5 protein-coding genes are annotated in these 3140 nt (G+C 29.1%); all 5 read right to left on the minus strand.

All coding sequences use genetic code 11. From position 1 onward, the window contains the following. The coding region (locus tag OM90_RS13575; RefSeq protein ID WP_144428587.1) for an RHS repeat-associated core domain-containing protein at window positions 1-277 on the minus strand (277 nt) is incomplete at its 3' end. Window positions 278-445: 168 nt separating this feature from the next. Next, entirely contained in the window at window positions 446-967 is a 522-nt protein-coding gene (locus OM90_RS11775) for a hypothetical protein (protein WP_058487060.1), read from the minus strand. Between the two features lie 4 nt (window positions 968-971). After that, complete coding sequence (locus OM90_RS13410) at window positions 972-2000, minus strand: RHS repeat domain-containing protein (RefSeq protein ID WP_084758061.1); 1029 nt, start codon at window positions 1998-2000, stop codon at window positions 972-974. An 82-nt stretch (window positions 2001-2082) separates the two neighbouring features. Then, complete coding sequence (locus tag OM90_RS11785) at window positions 2083-2778, minus strand: immunity 26/phosphotriesterase HocA family protein (RefSeq protein WP_058487062.1); 696 nt, start codon at window positions 2776-2778, stop codon at window positions 2083-2085. Then, window positions 2778-3140, minus strand: a 363-nt coding sequence (locus OM90_RS11790) for a GIY-YIG nuclease family protein (protein ID WP_084758062.1), incomplete at its 5' end; no start/stop codon positions are given. The genes OM90_RS11790 and OM90_RS11785, both read right to left, overlap by 1 nt.

Consider the following 3140-nt stretch of genomic DNA (forward strand, 5'->3'; position numbering starts at 1 on the left):
AGATGTCTTCTTGGGTGAATCTTCCTATGGTTGGATTGTAGTATCTTGCTCTTAGGTAGTACTGGTTTTGTTCTTGGTCAAATTGTTCACCGACGTATTTAAATATATTGGGGATTTCTTCTATTTCTTTTATTATATTACCAAATACATCGTATTCATAGTAGTTTGTAAGTCTTTCTGCTTGATCTGTTAGGTGGTTTATATCTCCATGTTCATTTTGATGGTAGAAGTATTTTTTATTTCCTACATCTTTTTGTAGTAATTCATAGCCTCTTATTTTTTTACTTTTATGCTGTCGTTTTTATTTAATTAGGTTATTAAATGTTTTTATAAATTTAAAATAAACTCAAAAGCAACAATGGAGTAGGATTTCTAAGAATCCCACTCCACCTATTGATAAATAGACGTAAAATCATTAATTTAAAATTTAAATACGTTATTATATCTATATATTTAACTCCTCTTTATGTAATTTTTTTATAATACGTAAAGTCTTGTAAAATGAAGGGTCATTAGCTTTAGAAGCATACATTTCTGGAAATTCATTAATAGCCATCTCATAAATTTCTCCATATTCCATATTAATATGTTTATTAAGTATTTTAATATAAACATTTGGATCTATTTCCATGTATTTTTTTTTCTGCATTACTAAAGTTACACAATTTTCTCCACGTGAAATTGTAACCATATAATCTGTAATAGCACTTGTAAAATTTTTAGGTATTACATACACTGCAAGTATATCTACTTTTTCTTTTTCTTTTAATAGTTTTAATAGTTTTCTTTCAGATCTTTTTATAGTTCTAATTCTATCATTAGCAATATTTTCGCCTATAATAGCAAAATAATTAGCTTGATAACCCAATAATTCACATATCTTTTTTGAATCAAAATACCATTTTTCCCAATCTTCAGGATCTTTGCTTATTTCTCCATATAAAGTAATTGAAACTGTCATAGTCATACTATCACCTTCTTTTTTTATATTGATTATTTATTTCTTTTATCTTAATTTTGCCTGCTCTTTCTCCCATAATAATTTGATTTTTCTTCATTCTATTAACTAATCTTCTAACGTTATCTGTCTTACTTGGTACTTCTACTTGATCTATTGTATTGTCATGTCTTACTCCCATAATATCCGGTCTTCTATTAGGTTTTGCACCCGGTATTTCATTACTAATACCTTTATTAACATATATTTTTTTGTATTCTCCACTTTCTGACATTTTTTTAGCTTCTTCAACTATAGTTTCCCAATGCCCTGGCGTTTTATTTATATGAGGTTTGTTAGGCCATACAATTTCTGCCTTGTTTTTATTAGTCTCACACTTCTCATACCCACTTGGGTCGATGTACATTATTGGGTTGTTTGCTACGTAGGTGTAGAGGTTTAGGCCGTCGCCTCGGTATATGTCTTCTTGGGTGAATCTTCCTATGGTGGGATTGTAGTATCTTGCCCTTAGGTAGTACTGGTTTTGTTCTTGGTCAAATTGTTCGCCGGCGTATCTAAAGATATTGGGAATTTCTTCTATTGATTTTATTATATTACCAAATACATCGTATTCATAGTAGTTTGTAAGTCTTTCTTCTTGGTCTGTTAGGTGGGTTATATCTCCATGTTCATTTTGATGATAGAAATATTTTTTATGTCCTACATCTTTTTGCAGTAATTCATAGCCTCTTATTTCTCTTGTTTTTATGTTGTCTTCTTTATCGAGTTGGGCTATTATATTACTTCCACTAAAGATGTATCGTATTACTTCTCCATCTTTTTCTATTTCTGTTCTTAAGCCTAAGGGGGCATATTTATTTTTTAGTACATTCCCTTTAGGGTTTCTTACTTCTATGGTTCTATTATAGATATCATAGAAGTACCTTTTTTCTCCCTCTCGGCTTTTTTCTTTTATGGTGTTTCCTTGGTTTGGTTGTCGTATTCGTATGTTATGATATCTTCTTCTCTTGTTTTGGTATTTATCTTTTGTAATTTTATTAATATATTCTTATTATCATAATAACAAAGTAGTGGACAATAATGCTTTATCCACTACTTCTGTAAAAGCTTTTTATTTAGTAAAGTCATTTAAGTAAATCTGGATTAATAATCAACTGTTTTTCTACATCGTAAGCTATTCCACTGATAGTTGTTATACCAAAAATACCTACAATTTTTGGTCTATGATCTAATGGAGTTCCATCCTCTTTACAATAATAATTTGGTCTAATACCCGGAGTACCTAATTTTAAGAAACCATAATCTAGTTTTCTTTCATATTCAGTAATTGGAATATTCCCAACATTAAAAAATAATCCCCTATTCCAATAACTAATATCTACTATTGCTGGGTCAATCAAAAGATTTGAGTAATCAGCACTAAATTCTTCTATTGATAATTTTTTCGTCTTTTTCTTAAATATAAATACTAAATGTTTACCATGTATGAAAGAGTCCTTTTCATAATTTATATTAGCCTTTAGAACTCTCCCAAAAAAATATATATTTTCTCTAGGACTCAAAACAAATACATCTCCATCTTTTATTTTGGGTNTAGCCTTTAGAACTCTCCCAAAAAAATATATATTTTCTCTAGGACTCAAAACAAATACATCTCCATCTTTTATTTTGGGTCTAGTTCTCTTTATTATTTTCAATTGATATTCTTTTGGATCCATATTCCTTAAAGCATCTAATTGTTTTTTTATTTCATCTGGTTGTTCAGCATATAACTTTTTCCATTCATCTGCTATTGGATTGCCTTTTTCTTTATATACCATTAAAATTCACCATCCTCATCTAAATTTTTAAGAAATTCTTGTACCCATTTCATGGCTTGATTATAATGTCTATGTGAAGGCCTAATACTATTTATTTTATTCAACAAATTTGCAGGGCCTTTTTCTATGTAATATTGTTCAATAGCTCTTGCTTGATTTCGTGTAAGCCCATCATATTGTTTTAATAACCTATCAAAACCTTTACCTTTATAATTATGTTGGTATAGACGTTTTTCTAAGTCTTGCTTTGTTATTCCTGTATATACTGCTTCGCCATCTTGAATCCCATAATATACTTTATAATTAGCTTTCCCTTTATTCAACCATTTAAAGAAATCATCCGAATTACTTGTTCCTTTACT

The sequence above is a fragment of the Defluviitalea phaphyphila genome, assembly GCF_001466305.1.
GTDB classification, from domain to species: domain Bacteria; phylum Bacillota; class Clostridia; order Lachnospirales; family Defluviitaleaceae; genus Defluviitalea_A; species Defluviitalea_A phaphyphila.